The following is a 20,132-nucleotide window of genomic DNA, read 5'->3' as shown; positions in this document are numbered from 1 at the left end:
GCCGGGGAGCCGCGGACAGGGGGATGAGACGCCGGACGTGAAGCCTGTACAGGCGCCTCCCGCGCCGTCGGCGCTCATGGTTTCGACCGCGTACCCGGCCGGGGGAGGTCGACTCGCGCATCCGGCGACCGATCCGGGCGCGGGCGGCTCAGCCGGTGCCGTCGTCGTCCGGTGCCGCCGTATGCGGGCGCAGGAGGAGCAGCGCCACGTCGTCGGCCGGGTCGGAGGCGTGGCCGAGCAGCCGGTCGGCCATGCGGTCCAGATCGGCGGGGTCCGTGCGGGCGACGAGCCGGGCGAGTGCCGCGACCGCGGCGTCCGGATCGAGGCCGGGACGCTCGACGAGCCCGTCCGTGTACAGGACCAGGACACAGCCGGCCGGTAGTCGGTGTTCGGCGGCCGGGTAGTCGGCCTCCCGCTCGATGCCGAGGAGCAGCCCGGCGGGGACCCGCAGCACTTCGGTACGGCCGTCCGGATGCCGGAGCACGGCGGGCGGGTGTCCCGCACTGGCCAGGCAGACCCGTCGGCGGGCGAGGTCCAGGTGTACGTACAGGCAGCTGGCGAACCGGTCGGAGTCGAGGTCGTCGAGCAGCCGGTTGGACGCGCCCAGCACCTCGCCGGGAGCGGCTCCGGCCGCCGCGTGGCCGTGCACGGCCACGCGGACCTGGCCCATCAGCGCGGCCGCGTCGATGTCGTGTCCCTGGACGTCGCCGATCACGGCGGCGGCGCGGTGCTCGTCCAGACGGATCAGGTCGTAGAAGTCGCCGCCCACCTCCAGGCCGTGTCCGGCCGGGCGGTAGCGGGCCACCGCGCTCAGCCCCGGGACCGACGGCAGACGCCGGGGCAGCAGGGCGCCCTGGAGCCGGTGGGCGACGGTGTACTGGGTGTCGTAGAGACGACCGCGTTCGAGGGCCTGGCCCACCAGCCCGACGAGCGCGGTGAGCGCGGCCCGCTCGGAGGGCGGGAAGTGCTGGGGCCGGTCGTAGGCGAGGACCAGGGAACCGACGGCGCGGCCGGAGGCGACCAGCGGCAGGAACGCCCAGGAGACCTTGTCGTCCAGGTGGACGGCGTGCGGGTAGCTCTCCTGGAGCTCCTCGAAGCTCCTGAAGAACTGCGCGCTGCACGAGTCGAGCACGCGCACGGCGGGGGTGTCCTCGCTGAGCGGCAGATCGTCGAAGTACGCCATCAGGCCGGGGTCGTAGCCGCGGTGGCCGAGCATTCTGAGCCGGCCGTCACGGGGTGCCATCAGGGCCATCGCGGTGGCGCCGAGCGCGGGCATCAGCTGGTCGGCGGCCTGGTTCACCACGTCCCGGACACCGACGGCCTCGGTGAGGGTGCCGGCCAGGTGCATGAGGTGGTACAGGAGGCTCGCCCGGCCGGGCCCGGCGGCGGTGTCGACGGGGGCGGCCGGCGTCCCGGACGGCGCGCGGAGCGGATCACCGCCGGGATCGGCGCTCAGGATCCGCACGCTGATGCCCGAGGGGTCCGGATAGAGGTCGAACACCAGGAGGGTGCCGGGCGGCCGTGTGGCGCTGAAGGATATGGGCCGTCCGCTCATCACGGCGCGGCGGTAGCGGTCCTCCACGTCGGGCACGTCCATCCACGGCAGCGCCTCCCAGGGCGGGGCACCGATCAGTTCGGCCACGTCCGCCGCGAGCAGCCGGGCCGCCTCCGGCGTGACGAAGGTGAACCGGCCGGTCACGTCCAGCGCGCAGGACCCGCCGGGGAGCCGGTCGATGAACGCGGCCAGTTCGCCCGCCTCGGCGGGCAGTGTGCGCGGATGCGAGGGATGCGGCAGGATGCGCGGCTGCGAGGGCGGACGGTCCCGCTTCCGGTGCGCCCGCGCCAGCAGCCCGCCGAGCCGGCGGCAGCCGGCGTCCACGGCGGCGCGCTCGCCGGCACCGAGCATCGGCGCGTGGCCACCCGGCCACAGCAGCACCAGACCGCCGACCGGCACGCCCCGGTCGACGAGGGGCGCGGCGGCCAGCGCGAACTCGTAGGGCAGCACGAGTGCCGTGCGGGGGTAGCGGCGCGCCATCTCCTCCAGGTCCCCGACCCACACCAGGCGGCCCTCACGGACCGCGTCCGCCACCGCCACCCGGTCGGAGAGGCCGACCCGGGTCCACGGCACGGCCATCTCGCGTGGCGCGCCCGTCAGCGTCATCAGCCACAGCGCGTCACCGCCGTACGGCAGGACGTAGAGCAGCCCTCTGGAGGCCCCGCTCTGCTGGACCACTTCCAGCAGGGCCGCGTCCAGCGTCTCGGTCTCGGTCACGGCGTCGCACCGCGCCGCGTCTCGGCTCACACCGCCTCCCGGAGGGGGGACGGCCGGCCCGTGGGCAGGGCCCGTATCCGCCCGTCCGGCCCCTTCGTATCGGGTACCGGTCAACCACCGGGTTCCCCGAAGCCACCCGCCCACCCGCCCGGGGCCGCGTACGGGTGTCATCCCGGCGTGGCGGGAACTCGGCTGCCATGAACGCCGAGCGAGAGATCCGGGGATCGTACTGGCTGGAAACCGCGCCGGGCGGTGCCCCCGCTCCACCGCCCGCCGGGGACGTCTCCGTCGACGTGGCCGTGGTCGGCGGCGGGATCGCCGGCCTCAGCACCGCCTGGGAGCTGGCCCGCCGGGGCCGTGAGGTGGCCGTACTGGAGGCCGGCCGGATCGCCGCCGGCGTCACCGGCCACACCACCGCCAAGCTGACCGCGCTGCACACGCTGGTCTACGACCACCTGCGCCGCACCCGCGGCCGCGAGGGCGCCCGGCTGTACGCCGAGTCGCAGTCGGCCGCGCTGCGCCGGGCCGCCGAGATCGTCGCCGACCTCGCGATCGACTGCGAGTGGGAGGAAGCGGCGGCCTGCACGTACGCCGAGGCCCCCGAGCATGTCGAGGCCCTGCGCGCGGAGGCCGAGGCGGCACGTGAGGCGGGCCTGCCGGCCGAGTTCGTCACCGGCACCGAGCTGCCCTACCCGGTGGCCGGGGCGGTCCGGGTGACCGGCCAGGCGCAGTTCCATCCCGTGAAGTACCTGCGCGCCCTCACCGACGACCTGGAACGGCACGGCGGCACCGTGTACGAGGGGACCCGTGTCACCGGCCTCACCGAGGGCGAACCCTGCGTCCTGGAGACCGACACCGGCGTGTCGGTGCGGGCGCGCGAGGTGGTCGTCGCCACCCACTACCCGATCTTCGACCGCGCGCTGCTCTTCACCCGGCTCTCGCCGCGCCGCGAGCTGGTCGTCGCCGGCACGATCGACGCGGCCCGTGCGCCCCGCGACATGTACATCACGACCGAGCAGAACACCCGGTCCGTGCGCAGCGCCCCCTACGCCGACGGCACCCGTCTGCTGGTCGTCACCGGCGAGCACTTCACGCCCGGCGCCCCCGGCGCCGCGGACGTCGAGGAACGCTTCGCCCGGCTGACCGCCTGGGCCGAGAGCCGCTTCCCGGGACTGACCCCCACCCACCGCTGGGCCACCCAGGACAACGACTCCACCGACTCCGTCCCCCTGGTCGGGCGCCTCCATCCCGGCAGCCGGCACACCTATGTGGCCACCGGCTTCGGCGGCTGGGGCCTGAGCGGCGGCATCATGGCCGGCCGGCTGATCGCCGACCTCGTCGAGGGCCGGGAACCCGAGTGGGCCGGCCTGTACGACCCCCGCCGGCTGGCCTCCGTGGTCCGCGAGGGCGGGACCTTCCTCAAGAACCAGGCGCACGTGGCCAAGCACTTCGTCGGCGACCGGCTGCCGTCCGTGACCGCGCCCGCGCCCGAGGACCTCGCCCCCGGGGACGGAGCGGTCCTGCGGGTGGGCGGCCACCCGTGCGCCGTCCACCGCGACGACAGCGGCCAACTGCACGCCGTCTCGGCCCGCTGCACCCACCTCGGCTGTCTCGTCGCCTTCAACCGCGCGGAGCGGGCCTGGGAATGCCCCTGCCACGGCTCCCGCTTCGACCCCGACGGCCGCATCCTCCAGGGCCCGGCGGTCCGGCCGCTGGAACCGCGTGAGATCACATCACCCTGACCGTCGTGGGCACCCGGCGGGCCATGCGGGCCGCGCAACCGGGAGGTGCCGGAGTACCGCTTCCAGGTCAGACTGGAGTCGCCGACATCCTGCTGCCCCGCGCCGAGGCCCACCGGATCCCGGTGCGCGACGCGCCCCGGCCGGCGAGGGGGCGACACGTGAAGGAGGGCGAGCCATGACCGACGGCGGCGCGGACGACGCGACCCGCAGGGCACGGCCGGACCGGGGACACGGCAACCAGCTGTCAGGCCCGCAGCCGGACGTGGCGGGCGCGGCCGGCTACCCGGACAGCCCACCGCGCATGGGCTTCTTCACGGACACCACCGTCTGCATCGGCTGCAAGGCGTGCGAGGTGGCCTGCAAGGAGTGGAACGCGGTCCCCGAGGACGGCCTCGAACTGACCGGCATGTCCTACGACAACACCCAGGGGCTGGGCGCCGACACCTGGCGCCACGTGGCCTTCATCGAACAGCGCAAGCCGCTCGCCGTCCAGGAGCCCGGCGTCGCCCACGACGACGTCGACGTGTTCGCCGCCGCCCGCGTCCTCGGCACCTCTGCCTCGTCGCCCGGCCCCGGAGCCACGGCCCCCACCCCCGGCACCGGCACCGCGCCGGCGGGCGCGCCGGCCGGCGAGATCTCCCCGGTGTCCCCGGACGGGCGTACCGAACTGCGCTGGCTGATGGCCTCCGACGTGTGCAAGCACTGCACCCACGCGGCCTGTCTCGACGTCTGCCCCACCGGCTCGCTCTTCCGCACCGAGTTCGGCACGGTCGTCGTCCAGGAGGACATCTGCAACGGCTGCGGCTACTGCGTGCCCGCCTGCCCCTACGGCGTCATCGACCAGCGCGAGGACGACGGACGGGCCTGGAAGTGCACGCTGTGCTACGACCGGCTGGGCGTCGGCATGGAACCGGCCTGTGCGAAGGCGTGCCCGACCGACTCCATCCAGTTCGGGCCCCTGGACGAGCTGCGGGAGCGGGCGGCCGAGCGGGTCGGCCGGCTGCACGCGGCGGGCGTCGCCGACGCCCGGCTGTACGGCGAGGATCCCGGCGACGGGGTCGGCGGCGACGGCGCGTTCTTCCTGCTCCTCGACGAGCCGGAGGTGTACGGCCTGCCCCCGGACCCGGTGGTCACCACCGGGGACCTGCCCGACATGTGGCGGCACGCGGCGCTGGCGGCGGCCACGCTCATGGCGCTCGCCGCCGGCAGTTTCGTGCGCGTCGGCCCGAGGAGGCGGCGATGAGCGGTTCCGATGTGACACGCGACGGCGTCCGGGGGGCGCGGGCCGGCCGCAACGCCGTCACCGGCACGTACGGAAGGCGCCGGAAGGGGAAGAGAGGGACGAAGGGGAAGGGGCGCGGCGAGCGGAGCATGGTGCCGGAGGCCGAGTTCTCGTCGTACTACGGCAAGCCGATCCTGAACAAGCCCACCTGGAAGCCGCTGGACATCGCCGGCTACCTGTACCTGGGCGGGCTCGCGGGCAGTTCCTCGCTGCTGGCCGCCGGCGGGCAGCTCACCGGACGTCCCGCGCTGGCCCGGGCCGCGAAGCTGGCCGCGACGGGCGGGATCTCGCTGTCGCTGGCCGCACTCGTCCACGACCTGGGGCGCCCGGCCCGCTTCCTCAACATGCTGCGCGTCCTGAAGCCGACCTCGCCGATGAGCGTGGGTTCCTGGCTGCTGGCCGGGTACGCCCCGCTGGCCATGGCGGCCGCGGCGAGCGACGTCGCGAACCGGTACCGGCCGGTGGGCGCGGCCGCCACCGCGTCGGCCGCCGTCCTGGGACCGGCGGTCGTCACCTACACCGCCGTGCTGGTCGCGGACACCGCCGTGCCGTCCTGGCACGCGGGCTACCGCGAACTGCCGTTCGTCTTCGCGGGCTCCGGCGCGACCGCGGCGGCCGGGCTGGCGCTGCTGGCGGTGCCGCCCGCGCAGACCGGGCCCGCCCGGCGGCTCGCGACCGTGGGCGCCGCCCTGGAGCTGGGCTGCTTCCAGCTCATGAAGCACCGGATGGGCGGCCTGCTGTCCGAGCCGTACGAACAGGGCCGGGCGCACACCCTGCTGCGTACGTCGGAACTCCTCACGGCGGGTGGCGCGGCCCTCGCGGCCCTCGGCGGCCGACGGCCCCACCGTGCCCTCGCGGCGGTGGCGGGCGCGGCCCTGCTGACCGGCTCGGCGGCGCTGCGCTTCGGCGTGTTCCACGCCGGGGTCGCCTCGGCCGAGGACCCCAAGTACACGGTCGTACCGCAGCGGGAGCGGCTGGACGCGAAGGGGGCGGAAGGATAAGGGGAGGCGACGGGGCGCCCCCACACCTCCCGTACACCAGCCGTCCCCGTTTCGGCCGGACCGCCACGGGTACTCCGGCGGGACGACAGGGCCGGATGCGTGCGGGGAGGTGGTGTCGATGCCCACCAGGAGCCAGGTGCTGCGCATGCCCGCGTCCGGCCTCGACCCCTCCGCACAGCGCCGCCCCGGTACGCCCGGGCAGGCGTCCCAGCACCTGGTGAACCCGCCCGTCGAGAACCCCACCGGCAAGGACGCCGTACGGCGGTGGCTCAAGGACCGGGCCGCCGCCGACACCGCGATGGGCGACGCCCGCCGCGCCCGGGACGCCTGTCCCGAGGGCGAGCGCGCCCCGGGCGACGTGCACGAGCTGACCGACACGCTGACCCGTGACCACGACCGGATCACCGCTCTCGTGAAACAGCTCCAGGCCCTGCCCGGCGCGAAGCAGGGCGGCGCTCCCCGGCACCTCGAACGCCGCGAGTCGATCGTCGACCTGAACGTCCTGGACGACGGCGACCGGGTCGCCGACGAGGCGCTGGCGCAGGAACGCGAGGGCGCCCGCACCCTGACCGCGCTCGGCGCGGCGGCACCCGACAGCGAGGAGTTCGACGACCTCGTCGGACAGCTCGTCGACCAGCTGCGCCGGCACGTGGCCTTCGAGGATGCCGTGTTCGCCCGGCTGCGGGAGAATCTTTCCCGGAAGGACCGGGAGCGGCTCGGCGAGAAGGTCGTGCGCGCCTGGCGGGCCGCACCGACCCGCCCGCACCCGCACGCCCCGCGGCAACCGGCGGCGGCCGTCGCGGGCGCCGGCACCGCGGCGGCCGTGACGGACCGCATCCGGGACACCCTCGGCAGCCGGCCCGCCGACCGCCGGGGCACGGAACGGGAGGACTGAACCATGGGCGTACGCACCTGGATCGACTCCTGGCCGGTCTACCGTCAGCTCACCGGCACCGACCCGCTGGGCCGCGGCGCCGCCGCGAAGAGCGGGCGCAGCGCCCGGCTGACCCCCCGGGTGGCGAGCGCGGACCGCGTGGTGAAGTCGGTCTGCCCCTACTGCGCGGTCGGCTGCGGCCAGAACGTCTACGTCGAGAACGGCAAGGTCACCCAGATCGAGGGCGACCCCGACTCCCCGGTCTCCCGCGGCCGCCTCTGCCCCAAGGGCTCGGCCAGCCTCCAGCTGACCACCGGCGACGCCCGCGAGCACCAGGTCCTCTACCGGCGCCCGCACGGCACCACCTGGGAGCACCTGGACCTCGACACCGCGATGGACATGATCGCCGACCGGGTCATCGAATCCCGCAGGGCCGGCTGGCAGTGGGAGGTCGACGAGACCCGCACCCGCCGCACCCTCGGCGTCGCGAGCCTCGGCGGAGCGACCCTCGACAACGAGGAGAACTACCTCCTGAAGAAGCTGTACACGGCGATCGGCGCGATCCAGATCGAGAACCAGGCGCGTGTTTGACACTCCTCCACCGTTCCCAGTCTGGGAACCTCGTTCGGACGCGGCGGCGCGACCACCTTCCAGCAGGACCTCCAGCACTCGGACTGCATCGTCGTCCAGGGCTCGAACATGGCCGAGTGCCATCCGGTCGGGTTCCAGTGGGTCATGGAGGCGAAGGCCCGCGGCGCCAAGCTGATCCATGTCGACCCGCGGTTCACCCGCACCAGCGCACTGGCCGACCTGCACGTACCGCTGCGCGCGGGCACCGACATCGCCTTCCTCGGCGGGATCATCAACTACGTCCTGGAACAGGAGAAGTACTTCCGGGACTACGTCGTCGCGTACACCAACGCACCCGTGATCCTCAGCGAGGACTTCCGGGACACCGAGGACCTCGACGGCGTCTTCTCCGGCCTCGACACCGACAGCCGCTCCTACGACAACAGCAGCTGGCAGTACGAGGGCATGGAGACGCAGGCCGCGTCCGGTGAGCGCGACCAGGAGTACGACGAGCGCACCGGCGGCGGCAGCTCGGTGAGCGAGGCCGCACGCGGCGAGGCACACGGTTCCGGCGGCGCCGACATCGGCGAGGGCGAACCCGAGCGGGACGAGACGCTCACCCACCCGCGCTGCGTCCTCCAGGTCCTCAAACGGCACTTCGCCCGCTACACACCGGGGACCGTCGAGCAGATCTGCGGCGTCCCGCAGGACGTCTTCCGCCAGGTCTGCGAACTGGTCACCGACAACTCCGGGCGGGAGCGCACGACCGCCTTCGCCTACGCGGTCGGCTGGACCCAGCACACCGTCGGCGTCCAGTACATCCGCGCCGCCGCCATCCTGCAGACCCTGCTCGGCAACATCGGCCGGCCCGGCGGCGGCATCCTCGCGCTGCGCGGCCACGCCTCCATCCAGGGCTCCACCGACATCCCCACCCTGTTCAACCTGCTGCCCGGCTACCTCCCCATGCCGCACGCCCACCAGAACCAGGACCTGGACGCGTACGTGGAGGCGGAGGCCGCCCGCAAGGGCTACTGGGGCAACATGCGCTCCTACCTGGTGAGCCTGCTCAAGGCGTACTGGGGCGACGCGGCCACCCCCGAGAACGACTTCTGCTTCGACTACCTGCCGCGCCTGACCGGCTCCCACTCCACCTACGAGACGACGATGGCCCAGCTGGAGGGCGTCTGCAAGGGCTACTTCGTGCTCGGCGAGAACCCCGCCGTCGGCAACGCCAACACCAAACTGATGCGCCTCGGCATGGCCAACCTGGACTGGCTGGTGGTCCGCGACTTCTCCCTGATCGAGTCGGCCACCTGGTGGCAGGACGGCCCCGAGATCGAGACCGGTGAGCTGCGCACCGAGGACATCCGCACCGAGGTGTTCTTCCTGCCGGCCGCCGCGCACACCGAGAAGGACGGCAGCTTCACCAACACCCAGCGGATGCTCCAGTGGCACCACCAGGCCGTCGAACCGCCGGGGGACTGCCGCAGCGAGCTGTGGTTCGCCTTCCACCTCGGCCGGATCATCCGCGAGAAGCTGGCCGGCTCCACCGACCCCATGGACCAGCCGGTGCTCGACCTGACCTGGGACTACCCGACCAAGGGCGCGCTGGCCGAACCGGAGGCGGAGGCCGTCCTCGCCGAGATCAACGGCTACGACGCCGAGGGCGACCCGCTCGCCTCCTACGAGCAGCTGAACGGCGACGGCTCCACGGCCTGCGGCTGCTGGATCTACTGCGGTGTCTACGCCGACGGCGTCAACCAGGCCGCCCGGCGCAAGCCCGGCAAGGAACAGAACTGGGTCGCGAACGAATGGGCCTGGGCCTGGCCCGCCAACCGCCGCATCCTCTACAACCGCGCCTCCGCCGACCCGGACGGCAGGCCGTGGAGCGAACGCAAGGCACTGGTGTGGTGGGACGAGGAACAGGCGAAGTGGGTCGGCCACGACATCCCCGACTTCGCCGACAACAAGTCCCCGCAGCACCGTCCGCCGCCCGGCGCGACGGCCGCCGAGGCCCTCTCGGGCACCGACCCGTTCATCATGCAGGCCGACGGCAAGGCCTGGCTGTACGTGCCCTCCGGCCTCACCGACGGCCCGCTGCCCACCCACTACGAGCCGCAGGACTCGCCGTTCCCGAACCTGCTCTACCGTCAGCAGCGCAACCCGGTACGGCAGTTGATGCCCCCGCACCCCGACAACCGCTACCAGCCCAGCGGCACCGAGCCCGGCTCCGAGGTCTTCCCGTACGTGGCCACCACCTACCGGCTCACCGAGCACCACACCGCCGGCGGCATGTCCCGGTGGCAGCCCTACCTGGCGGAGCTGCAACCCGAGTTCTTCTGCGAGGTGTCACCCGAACTCGCCGCCGAGCGCGGCCTGGAGCACACCGGCTGGGCGACGATCGTCAGCGCCCGCGGCGTGGTCGAGGCCCGGGTGCTGGTCACCGACCGGATGGCCCCGCTGACCGTGCAGGGCCGCCGGCTCCACCAGGTCGGCCTGCCCTACCACTGGGGCCCCAACGGCTACAGCACCGGGGACGCGGCCAACGAACTGCTGCACCTGTCCCTCGACCCCAACACCCACATCCAGGAGACCAAGGCCTTCGCCGTGGACATCCGCCCCGGCCGCCGTCCGCGCGGCCCGGCCTCCCTGGCACTGGTGCGCTCCTACCGCGCCCGGGCGGGCATCGACGACCACACGGGCACGGAGCCCTGATCACCTGAGGACGAGCGAGTGGTCCCCGCGCGCCACCAGCTCCCCGATCACCGGCGCCCCCGGCACCTCCCCGGCCACCAGCAGCCCGCCGGAGGTCTGGGCGTCGGCCAGCAGCAGCCGGGTGTCGGCGTCGGTGTCCCCGAAGTCGGTGTACGGAGCCACCCACTCCAGGTTGCGCCGGGTGCCGCCGCTGACGTACCCGTCGCGGACCGCCTCCCGGGCACCCTCCAGGCAGGGCACCGCGGCGGTGTCCAGCACGGCCGTCACCCCGGAGGCGCGGGCCAGCTTGTGCAGGTGACCCAGCAGACCGAACCCCGTGACGTCGGTGGCGCAGCTCGCCCCGGCGGCCAGCGCGGCGGCGGAGGCGTCCCGGTTCAGGGCCGTCATGGTCGCGATCGCCTGCTCGAACCGCTCGCCGGTCGCCTTGTGCCGGTTGTTCAGCACGCCCACGCCGAGCGGCTTGGTCAGCGACAGCGGCAGTCCTGGCCGCCCGGTGTCGTTGCGCAGCAGCCGCGCCGGGTCCGCGACCCCGGTGACCGCCATGCCGTACTTCGGCTCGGGGTCGTCCACGCTGTGCCCGCCGCCGACATGGCAGCCCGCCTCGGTCGCCACGTCGAGGCCGCCGCGCAGCACCTCACGGGCCAGCTCGAACGGCAGCCGGTCGCGGGGCCAGCCGAGCAGGTTGACCGCGAGCAGCGGCCGGCCGCCCATCGCGTACACGTCCGACAGCGCGTTGGCGGCGGCGATCCGCCCCCAGTCGTAGGGGTCGTCGACGACCGGCGTGAAGAAGTCGGCGGTGCACACCACAGCCGTCCCCTCCGCTCCGGGCACGGTGACCACGGCCGCGTCGTCGCCGGTGGCGAGGCCGACGAGCAGCGGGCTTTCGGCACCGGTGAGGGAGGGCGCGGTCAGCCCGCTGACGACCTCCTCCAGCTCACCGGGCGGGATCTTGCAGGCGCAGCCGCCGCCGTGGGCGAACTGCGTGAGCCGTACGGACGCCGGGCGGGTCGCTGGTGTCATTCCGCTCTCCTGGGGAACTAGCGTGGCGGTCGGTGGAGGCGTGTGGGTGCCTGGTGGCCCTCCCGGTCTTCAAAACCGAGGTGCCCGAGGATCTCGGGCAGGCGGGTTCGATTCCCGTCCGCCTCCGTCCCCCGCCTGCTGCCGGCAGTGTCGGCGGGTGTCGTCCACGCGCTCCGTGTACCCGCGGGCGTCCAGGTACTCCAGCAACGGCACGGCCACCCGCCGGGTGGTGTCCAGGGCCTGCCGGGCCTCGCTCAGCGTGAACGGCTGGGACAGCCCCGCGAGGACGGCGGCCGCCCGCCCGTCCGCGCCGGGCAGCAGCACGATCCCGTCGGCGATCCGCAGCAGCGCCCCGGCCGCCTCCGCGGCGGCCACCGCCCTGCGGGTGAGACCCAGTTCGGCGAGCCGCCCGGCGTCCGGGGCGCGGAACGGAGTCCGTTCGAGGTCCGCGCGTACGGCGTCCACCGCCTTCTGCACCGGGGGCGGCAAGGGCGGCCGCCGCTGCTCGGCGCCGTACAGGCGGCCCTGGCGCACCATGAGACCCGGGGTCGCGGCGGCGAGCGCGTCGACCAGAGCCCGGTCGGGCAGGTCCAGCAGCCGGCGGGCGGCCTCGGTGGGCAGCCCGGGGTCCAGGGGACGGCCTTCGGCGTGCCGGTCCACGGCCTCGGCCAGGCTCGTGCCCAGCCGCGCCCAGTGGTCCGCGTCGACGAGCCAGTCCCCGGCCACGGGCGCGACCGGCGCCGGGACGCCCATCGCGAGCAGCTCCGGGCGCCGGATCAGCCCGCGCCTGCGCAGCTCGGCCGCCCCGTCCGGGGCGCCGCTCAGGCCGGCCAGTTCCGCCGCCCGCGCCCGCCCCGCGCCCCGCCGGGCCAGCCGCGGCGGCCGGACGTCCAGCACGGTCGCCGCACAGGGCATGCGCCGGCCGCCCGGTTCGCGCAGCACCGCGCGGTCGCCGACGCGCAACGGCAGCTCACGGGCCAGGGCGAGCCGGGCGGTGTCCTCGCCCAGCGGGCGGACGGTCACCGGGACGGCGGCGGTGCCGATGTGCAGGGTCACGCTCCGGGGCAGGTCGGCGACGGCCTCCCCGGCGACCCGGACGTCCACGAGCCCGGTACGCAGCCAGCGCCCCGGCGCCAGCAGCACCTCGCCGCGCCGCAGCTCGCCCACGCCGGGGCCGTGCACGTTGACGGCCACGCGCGCGACCCCGCGCACGGCGGTGCGGTCCTCGTGCAGGGACTGGAGCCCGCGGACCCGCAGCACGGTCCTGCCGTCACCGGTCACCAGCCGGTCCCCGACCCGCAGGGTGCCGGCCCCGAGCGTGCCGGTGACCACCGTGCCGTGCCCCCGTACCGTGAACGCCCGGTCCAGCCAGAGCCGGACGTCCGCAGCGGCGGACGGCACCGGCAGGCGGCCCGCCAACTTCCCCAGTTCGACACGGAGTTCGTCGAGTCCGGCGCCGGTCACCGCGCTCACCGCGACGGCGGGGACCGTGCCGAGCGAGGTGGCCGCCAGCCGCTCGCGGGCATCGGCCAGCACGGGTGCCGGCTCCGCCAGGTCGGCGCGGCTGACGGCGAGGACGGCGTGCCGTACCCCGAGGGCGTCGAGGATCGCCAGGTGCTCCTCGGACTGCGGCTGCCAGCCCTGGTCGGCGGCCACCACGAACAGCACCGCGGGCACCGGGCCGACACCGGCCAGCATCGTCGCCACGAACCTCTCGTGGCCCGGCACGTCCACGAAGGCGAGTTCCTCGCCGTCCGCACCGAGCCGGGTCCACACGAACCCCAGGTCCAGGGTGAGCCCCCGGCGGCGCTCCTCCTCGAACCGGTCCGGTTCCATGCCCGTCAACGCCCGCACCAGGGCGGACTTGCCGTGGTCGACGTGTCCCGCGGTGGCCAGCACCCGCATGACGACGCCCGCCCCCTACCCGTGCGCCGCGGCACGGACCGCCCCGGCCAGCCGGGCGTCGTCCTCGGGAGGCACCGTCCGCAGATCGAGCAGACAGCGCCCCGCCTCCAGCCGCCCGACCACCGGGACCCGCCCGGCCCGCAGCACGGCGGCGAACGGCTCGGGCAACGACAGCGCGGCACTGGGCAGCGTCACCCCGGGCGCCCCGCCCCCGCCGACCGTGGCGGCACTGCCGACGGCCCGTACGTCCATGCCGTCGGCGGCGAGCGAGGCGGCGAGCCGGTCGGCGCGCTCGCGCAGGGCGGTGGGGTCGGCGGTCAGCGCGGCGGCGGTCGGTGTGGGCGGCCCGGTGAGGGTGGCCTCCAGGGCGGCCAGGGTCAGCTTGTCGACGCGCAGGGCGCGGGCGAGCGGATGCCGGGCGAGGGCGCGGACCAGGCCCTCCTCGCCGAGCAGGAGTCCGCACTGCGGGCCGCCGAGCAGCTTGTCGCCGCTCGCCGTGACCAGGGCGGCGCCGGCCCGCAACTGGGTGGCGGCGTCCGGCTCGTCCGGCAGCAGCGGGTGCGGGCCGAGCAGCCCGGAGCCGATGTCGACGACGACCGGGACACCCAGCCCGGTCAGTTCGTCCACCTCCGCCGCCCGGGTGAACCCGGTGATACGGAAGTTGGACGGGTGCACCTTCAGCACGAACCCCGTGTCGGGGCCGACCACGGCGGCGTAGTCGGCGGCGGTGGTGCGGTTGGTGGTGCCCACCTCGCGCAGCCGGGCGCCCGTGGACAGCAGCAGGTCGGGCAGCCGGAACCCGTCGCCGATCTCCACCATCTCGCCGCGGCTGACGACGATCTCCTTGCCGGCGGCGAGCGCGGTCGCGGCCAGCACCAGCGCGGCCGCGCCGTTGTTGACGACATGCACGGCCCCCGCCGCCGGCACCCGGTCGGCCAGCGCCCGCAACGCCGTGCGCCCGCGCCGGGCCCGTACCCCGGTCTCCAGGTCCAGCTCCACATCGGTCGGCCCCGCGGCCCCGGCCACCGCGCGCCGGGCGGCGTCCGACAGCGGCGCCCGGCCCAGGTTGGTGTGCAGGAGCACGCCGGTCGCGTTGATCACCGGGCGCAGCCCGCACGCCGTGTCCGGGAGCAGCGCGAGCGCCTCACCCGCCACGTCCTCGGGCGCCACCAGCCCGGCCCGGGCCCGCTCCTGCGCCTGACGGACGGCGGCCTTGACCACGGGCGCACCGAGCTGCCGGGCCGCCTCGGCCAGCCGCGGCTCCCGCAGCAGGACATCGGTGCGCGGCACCAGCCGGCGCACGTCGGGCCCCGGCAGCCCCGGCTGCACGCCCTTCTCCTCCGCTGCACCCCGCGGACCCATGCGGCTCCCGTCCCTCCGCCCCGCCTGCGACTGCCCGACCACCCCCATCGTCCTCCAGTGCCCCCTACGGACCCCTCGACACGCTGAAAGCCCCCGACGCGGCCCCCCACACCCCGCCGCGAGCCTCGGGCCCGTACACGGCCCGCGACCTCCGCCGCCGCACGCAGAGCGGGCCGCCGGCCGGGGGCGTCACGGACGGCGTGGTGTGGGTGAGTGCTGGGTCGGGCGTGGCTCGGGCGTGGCCCGCGGCCTCCGCCGCCGCCTCAGGACGCACGGGCACGCACGGCGGGCCCCCGGCCCCGGGAAGACCGGCCTCAGCGCCTCACGGATGCCGCGAAGGCGGGCGCGAGCGGCGCGACCGCCGGACCCGTCCACGACAGCAGCCGGGCCGTGAAGCGCAGCCGGAAGCCGCGGTGCGCGAGCCCGGCACCGGCCCCGGTGACGGTTCAGCCGATCGTCCGGACCCCCACGGCCTGCGGGCCCTTGGTGCCCTGGCCGAGTTCGTACTCCACGTTCTGCCCCTCCTCCAGGGTCCGGAAGCCGGTGCCCTGGACCTCCGAGTAGTGCACGAACAGGTCCGCGCTGCCGTCCTGCGGGGTGATGAACCCGTACCCCTTCTCCGCGTTGAACCACTTCACTGTGCCCTGGGCCATCGCTGCTTCCTTCACCTTGCCGCCGCGAACCGATCGTCGTGGACCGCGAGGATGCTCCCCCGGCGCCGGGCCCGGCATTCGCCCGGCGCCCGATCATGACCCCACCGGGTGAACCGGTGCCGTACCGGCCGGGGCACGGGGTCCCGCCCGTGGTCAGCCCGCGGGCAGGTCGGCGAGAAAACGTGCGCCCGGAGCGTGCCCGGGGTCGTGGGACACCTCGCCGCCGACGGCGCGCGCCAACCGCCGCGCCAGCGGCAGCCCGAGGCCCGCGCCGTCGTGCCCGTCGTCGGGATCGGCGCGGCGGCCCGGCTGGAAGAGCTCACCGGTGAATGCCTCCGGCACGCCCGGCCCGTCGTCGGCGACGCCGATCCGTACGCCGCCGGACGTCCGCCGCGCGGTCACGGTCACCGTGGATCCGGCGTAGCGGCCCGCGTTGGCCAGCAGCGGGCTGACGATGCGTTCGAGGAGCGCGGGCGCGACACCCGCCGCCAGCTCCGGATCAGCCGCCTCGACGACGGCCCTGACCCCGGCCCGGACACCGAGGCCCTCGACCAGCCGGGACAGGACGGGCAGCACCGCGGTGGCACCGGGCGTGGTGGCGGCGTCCGGCGCGCCGTCGCGGGCGTCGCTCAGCAGCGTGTCGCAGATGGCGCGCATGGACCGGGCGGCCTCCGCGATCACGTCGTGGGTGGCGCGGGTCTCGGCGTCCGAGCGCGGCCGGGCCCGCCACCAGTCGAGTTCCACGACGATCCGGGTGAGCGGGGTGCGCAGTTCGTGGGACAGCTCCCCGGTCAGCTGCCGCTCGTGCCGCAGCACGGTCCGGACACGGTCCAGCAGGCCGTCCAGGGAGGCGCCCAGCCGGGCGAGTTCGGCCGGCTGGCCGGTGCTGCCGAAACGCTCGTCGGAGCCCGCGGCGCTCCACTCGGTGGCCTGGTCGGTCATGGTGCGCACCGGGCGCAGCGCCCGTCCGACGGCGAGCCGGGTCAGCGCGTAGGTGCAGGTGAGCACGACGGCGTCCAGGACCAGGGAACCCAGCAGCAGGGTCCTGGCCGAGTTGCGGTACGGGGCGAGGTCCAGGGCCGTGACAACCACGGCTGCACCGCCGGGGCCGGACAGGGGCCGGGAGCACATGCGGACGTGCCGGGAACCCTCGGGCCCGGCCGTCGTGCAGAGTGCGCGGCCGTCCGCGGCGAGCCGGCCGGCGGCCCGGGTCAGCGCGCCGTCGGCCGGGGCCGTCGGCGGCTTCTCCAGCAGTCGCGTTCCGGAGTAGATCCAGGCGTTGGCGTCGAGGAGGCCGTCGTTGACGGTCTCCACCACCCGCACCCGCCGGCCGCCGGTGTCGACGGTCGTGGCCACGGCGGCCGCCCGGGTGTGCAGTTCGTCGTCCGCCTGGTGCCGCAGGTGCCGTTCCACCACGACGTTGAACACCACGGTCAGCACGGCCATCAGCAGCGCGGCGGTGGTGAGGGCCACGAGCGAGAGCCGGCCGCGCAGGGTGCGCGGGGCCGGGCGGCGCCAAGAGCGCGTCATGACAGCCGGTGGCCGATCCCGCGGGCCGTGCGCAGGACCAGACGGCTGCCCGCCTCGCGCAGCTTGCGGCGCAGCCTGCTCAGGTACTGGTCCAGGGTGTTGTCGCTGACCTGGGCGCCGTCCGGCCAGGCGGCCCCGATCAGGTTCCGGCGGCTCACGGTGCCGCCGTCCGCCGCCATCAGAGCGGCCAGCAGACGGAACTCCGTCGGGGAGAGACCGCTCTCCACGCCGCCGACCCGCACGCTGTGCCGGGTCGCGTCCAGGACCAGGTCGCCGGTCGCGGCCACGGCGGGCGGTCCGGAGCGTCTGAGCGCGACCCGCAGCCGGGCCACCAGTTCGGCGAGGTGGAACGGTTTGGGCAGGTAGTCGTCGCCCCCGGCGGAGAACCCGGACAGCCGGTCGGTCAGGTGGTGGCGGGCCGTCAGGAAGATGACCGGGGCGCCGAAGCCGTTGCCGCGCAGTGCCTGGCACACGTCCCGGCCGTCGGCGTCCGGCAGCCCGACGTCCAGTACGACCGCGCCGATGCCATCGGCGGCGAGGCGCAGGGCGGTGGCGCCGTCGGGGGCGAGCACGGGCTCGAACCCCTCGTCGGCCAGTCCGCGGCGCAGCACGTCCCGCAACGCGTGATCGTCCTCGACGACCAGGACCTTGTGACGCATCTTCCTCCGTCGGATGCCCCGGCGGGACGGGGGCCTTTCGGGTGGATGTCCGCGCGTGAACGCCGACACGACTACAGGTGTGTAGACGCGACATGCAACTCTAGACGCCGAACGGGTGCATTCCTGTCGCGCTCTCACCGTATGCCTACCTCTACATGATGTAGTTGCCGTTTGGCCGCACGAGGCGAGGGAGGTGGGCGTCATGGCCGACGCCTACGGTGCCGGCGCCGGCGCCAGGGCACGGCTGCGCAGGGTGACGGACCGGGCGACGCCGCCCCCGGCTCCCGGCGGCACCGGTGCCGGGCCCCGGCAGCTGCACCGCGGGATGACCCTGCTGGCGACGATCAGCCTGTTCATCGGAACGCGGGCCGCCTGGACCACCGCCATGACGTCCGCCCCGCCCGTCGCCGCGGTCATCTCCGTCTGCTACGCCTCGATCCTCGTCTGCGGCGTCCTCTGCCTGACGGTCCGCGACCGGCGCTCGCTGATCCGGGTGGACGCCGTCGTCCTCGCCACCGCCGTCGCCCTGGTGACCTGCGGCTACCTGCTCGACCACGCGGGCAGCGACGAGGGCGTGCTGACCGCCCAGGCCGCGAGCGAGATCCTGCGCGGTCACCCGGTCTACGGTCAGCCATGGCCCTGGCTCTTCGGCACCCCGCGGGTCGGGATCACCAAGACCATGTCCGGCGGCGCCGACTACACCTACGGCTACCCGCCGCTCACCGCACTGCTGGCCGCCCCCGTCCACGCCGTCGTCCACTCGACGGCGGCCGCCACCCTGGTCACCACGGCCCTGTTGCTCGCCTCCTCGGTCCTGCTGTGGTTCCTGCTCCCGCCCGTGTGGCGGTCCGCGGCCACCGCCGTCTGCCTGGGCTTCGGCCTCCTGCCCCAGTACGCCTACGACGGCTATCCGGCGGTCACGGCCCTCGCCCTGCTCGTCCCGGCGGTGGTCCGCTGGCCGGACACCGGCACGAGCGGCCGCCTGGGCACCTCCGGCCTCCTGCGGGCGGTCTGCCTGGGCGCCGCCTGCGCCGCGCAGCAGCTCGCCTGGTTCCTCGCCCCGTTCCTGCTGATCGGCCTCTACGCCGTCCGGCGCGGCGAACTCGGCCACCGCCGGGCGCTGGCGGTCACCCTCCGCTACGCGGGCACCGCCGTCCTCGCCTGGGCCACCGTCAACGCGTACTTCGCCGTCCAGGACTTCTCCGGCTGGCTGCACGGCATCCTGCTGCCGCTCGAGCAGAAGGCGATCCTGCACGGCCAGGGTGTGATGGGCATCTCCTACTACTTCACCGCCGGCAGCAGCCGCCTGGACTACTACTCCTACGGCAGCACGCTGTTCCTGCTCGGCCTGCTCGCCGCCACCGTGCTGTTCGTCCGCCGACTGGGCCCCGCCCTCACCGTCCTGCCGTGGACCGCGTTCTACCTGGCCACCCGGTCCCAGGACGGTTACTTCCTGCTGATGACCCCGCTGTGGCTGGCGGCCGCCGCCACGGCGCCGCCCGCCGTGTTCGCCACCGCCTGGCAGCCCGCCCTGCCCCGGGTCGCCGGCCGCCGTGCGCGGGCCGTACTGGCCGCGGCGCTGCTCACGCCGGCCCTGCTGTGCGTGGCGGTCGCCGCCGCCAGCCCGCCGCCCCTGCGGATGAGCCTCGCGGCGCGTGTCGTCACCCGGCACGCGCGGGTGGGCGTCACCGCCATCGACGTCCGCGCCGTCAACAGGACGGGAACCCGGCTCTCCCCGCACTTCGCCAGCCGCACCGGTCAGGGCGCCTCCGACTGGTGGAAGGTCACCGCGGGCCCCGCCACCCTCGGCCCGCACGCCACCGCCGAGTACGTCGTCACCCCGCCGGGCGGCTTCCGCGTCCTGCACCCCCGGACCTACCTCATCGCGGTCACCGGCACCCCGATGACGATCACGACGGCCCGGGTGCCGTCCGCGTCGTCCTCGTGACCACCGGGACGCCCGGCCGTGGGATCCGGGCGCACCTGGCCGGTTCGCCGGCCGCCCCGGTGAGCTCCGGCGAGGGCTCGTCCTACGACAAGTAGGAGGTGGCCGGGTAGCCTGTCCGCAACGACGGTGAGGGAAGGCGGACGGTGGGGTGACGGGCCGAGGAGACGAGGAAGCCCGAGAGGGGTCCGGCAGGCGGGCGCGGGGCGAGCTGGAGAGCGATGTGCTCGCCGCGCTCTGGGCGGCCGACGGTCCGCAGACCGCGCGCCAGGTCCAGGAACGGCTGCCGGGCGACCTCGCGTACACGACCGTCCTGACCATCCTGTCCCGGCTGTACGACAAGAGCATGCTCGTCCGGCACCGCGAGGGCCGCGGTTACGCCTACGAACCGGCCCGCGACGAGGCGTCCCACACCGCCCGGCGCATGCACTCCCTGCTCGCGGGCGGCTCCGACCGCGAGGCGGTGCTGGCCCGTTTCGTCTCGGAACTGTCCGAGCACGACGAGCATCTGCTGCACCAGCTGCTGTCCGGGCCCGCCGACCCGCCCGCCGAGAGCAAGAGCCCGCACGGGAGGCGGTGAGCCGGTGCTGGTCAACGTCTAC

General features: G+C 74.9%; 13 protein-coding genes, 1 tRNA gene and 1 pseudogene. 8 read left to right on the top strand and 7 right to left on the bottom strand.

The genetic code is table 11. From position 1 onward, the window contains the following. Positions 1–148: 148 nt before the first annotated feature. Positions 149–2,272 carry a SpoIIE family protein phosphatase gene (locus ABZ646_RS18065; protein WP_360519597.1) on the bottom strand — a complete coding sequence of 708 codons (2,124 nt, stop codon included), beginning with the start codon at positions 2,270–2,272 and terminating at the stop codon, positions 149–151. A 197-nt stretch (positions 2,273–2,469) separates the two neighbouring features. Here ABZ646_RS18065 and ABZ646_RS18060 point away from each other — a divergent pair, with 197 nt between their 5' ends. The 5 genes from ABZ646_RS18060 (at position 2,470) to fdh (ending at position 10,456) form a co-directional block, all read left to right on the top strand. Beyond that, positions 2,470–4,014 (top strand): FAD-dependent oxidoreductase, encoded by a 1,545-nt coding sequence (locus ABZ646_RS18060; RefSeq protein ID WP_360519595.1) that lies wholly within the window; start codon positions 2,470–2,472, stop codon positions 4,012–4,014. A gap of 175 nt (positions 4,015–4,189) precedes the next feature. Beyond that, positions 4,190–5,257 carry a 4Fe-4S dicluster domain-containing protein gene (locus ABZ646_RS18055; protein ID WP_360519593.1) on the top strand — a complete coding sequence of 356 codons (1,068 nt, stop codon included), beginning with the start codon at positions 4,190–4,192 and terminating at the stop codon, positions 5,255–5,257. Further along, positions 5,254–6,297, top strand: a complete 1,044-nt coding sequence (gene nrfD / locus ABZ646_RS18050) for an NrfD/PsrC family molybdoenzyme membrane anchor subunit (protein ID WP_360519591.1) — start codon at positions 5,254–5,256, stop codon at positions 6,295–6,297. The genes ABZ646_RS18055 and nrfD overlap by 4 nt, the downstream gene beginning before the upstream one ends. A 118-nt stretch (positions 6,298–6,415) precedes the next feature. After that, positions 6,416–7,192 (top strand): hypothetical protein, encoded by a 777-nt coding sequence (locus ABZ646_RS18045; protein WP_360519589.1) that lies wholly within the window; start codon positions 6,416–6,418, stop codon positions 7,190–7,192. 3 nt (positions 7,193–7,195) lie between these two features. Further along, positions 7,196–10,456 carry a formate dehydrogenase gene (gene fdh, locus ABZ646_RS18040; protein ID WP_360519587.1) on the top strand — a complete coding sequence of 1,087 codons (3,261 nt, stop codon included), beginning with the start codon at positions 7,196–7,198 and terminating at the stop codon, positions 10,454–10,456. Here the strand turns inward: fdh and selD are convergent, their stop codons facing one another. Beyond that, positions 10,457–11,476, bottom strand: coding sequence for a selenide, water dikinase SelD (gene selD / locus ABZ646_RS18035; protein WP_360519584.1), 1,020 nt, complete (start codon positions 11,474–11,476; stop codon positions 10,457–10,459). It abuts the gene before it with no gap. A gap of 34 nt (positions 11,477–11,510) precedes the next feature. Here selD and ABZ646_RS18030 point away from each other — a divergent pair. Next, a tRNA-Sec gene (locus tag ABZ646_RS18030) sits at positions 11,511–11,603 on the top strand. Positions 11,604–11,638: 35 nt separating this feature from the next. Here the strand turns inward: ABZ646_RS18030 and ABZ646_RS18025 are convergent. The 5 genes and pseudogenes from ABZ646_RS18025 to ABZ646_RS18005 all read right to left on the bottom strand — a co-directional run. Continuing rightward, a pseudogene (locus ABZ646_RS18025) lies at positions 11,639–13,381 on the bottom strand (SelB C-terminal domain-containing protein); the annotation flags it as partial. Positions 13,382–13,396: 15 nt separating this feature from the next. After that, entirely contained in the window at positions 13,397–14,710 is a 1,314-nt protein-coding gene (gene selA / locus ABZ646_RS18020; protein WP_360519581.1) for an L-seryl-tRNA(Sec) selenium transferase, read from the bottom strand. A gap of 479 nt (positions 14,711–15,189) precedes the next feature. Next, the gene (locus ABZ646_RS18015; protein WP_360519578.1) at positions 15,190–15,396 is read right to left on the bottom strand and encodes a cold-shock protein; all 207 of its coding nucleotides are present in this window, start codon (positions 15,394–15,396) and stop codon (positions 15,190–15,192) included. A 153-nt stretch (positions 15,397–15,549) separates the two neighbouring features. Next, on the bottom strand, positions 15,550–16,926 hold the full coding sequence (locus ABZ646_RS18010) for a HAMP domain-containing sensor histidine kinase (RefSeq protein ID WP_360519574.1): 1,377 nt from the start codon (positions 16,924–16,926) through the stop codon (positions 15,550–15,552). Next, a complete protein-coding gene (locus ABZ646_RS18005; RefSeq protein WP_360519571.1) occupies positions 16,923–17,585 on the bottom strand; it encodes a response regulator transcription factor in 663 nt (220 codons plus the stop codon). The genes ABZ646_RS18010 and ABZ646_RS18005 overlap by 4 nt, the downstream gene beginning before the upstream one ends. Positions 17,586–17,910: 325 nt before the next feature. Here ABZ646_RS18005 and ABZ646_RS18000 point away from each other — a divergent pair, with 325 nt between their 5' ends. Then, entirely contained in the window at positions 17,911–19,533 is a 1,623-nt protein-coding gene (locus tag ABZ646_RS18000) for a hypothetical protein (RefSeq protein ID WP_360519599.1), read from the top strand. Between the two features lie 148 nt (positions 19,534–19,681). Then, positions 19,682–20,110, top strand: coding sequence for a BlaI/MecI/CopY family transcriptional regulator (locus ABZ646_RS17995; RefSeq protein ID WP_360519568.1), 429 nt, complete (start codon positions 19,682–19,684; stop codon positions 20,108–20,110). The last annotated feature ends 22 nt before the right edge of the window (positions 20,111–20,132 follow it).

The organism is Streptomyces sp. NPDC007162 (genome assembly GCF_040634175.1).
Lineage (GTDB): Bacteria > Actinomycetota > Actinomycetes > Streptomycetales > Streptomycetaceae > Streptomyces.
This window is presented reverse-complemented; position numbering and strand designations above follow the sequence as displayed.